The sequence below is a fragment of the Cryobacterium sp. 10I1 genome, assembly GCF_035019805.1.
GTDB lineage: Bacteria > Actinomycetota > Actinomycetes > Actinomycetales > Microbacteriaceae > Cryobacterium > Cryobacterium glucosi.
Genome location: NZ_JASJVF010000632.1, coordinates 1 through 298, shown reverse-complemented (window position 1 = coordinate 298; position 298 = coordinate 1). Strand labels below are relative to the sequence as shown.

Here is a 298-nt window from a genome sequence, read left to right as displayed (position 1 = left end):
GTGCCGGTGCTGCTGCACATGCTCGAGCACTTCCCGTCGATCCGCGCCGGCGTCGTGATGGTGCAGGCCGAGGTCGGCGAACGGCTCGCCGCGCCCCCCGGCTCGAAGGTCTACGGCAGCCCGAGCGTCAAGGCCGCCTGGTACGGGGCCTTCCGCACCGCGGGCAAGGTCAGCCGCCAGGTGTTCTGGCCGGTGCCGAACGTCGACTCGATCCTGATCGCGTTCCAGCGCCGCGAGAGCCCGCTCGAGAGCGAGGACCTGCGCCTCGCGACGTTCGCGCTCGTCGCCGGCGCCTTCC

1 protein-coding gene is annotated in these 298 nt (G+C 72.5%); it reads left to right on the top strand.

The annotated features are described in order from the left end of the window. Positions 1-298, top strand: a 298-nt coding sequence (locus tag QN345_RS20090) for an rRNA adenine N-6-methyltransferase family protein (protein WP_323509248.1), incomplete at both ends; no start/stop codon positions are given.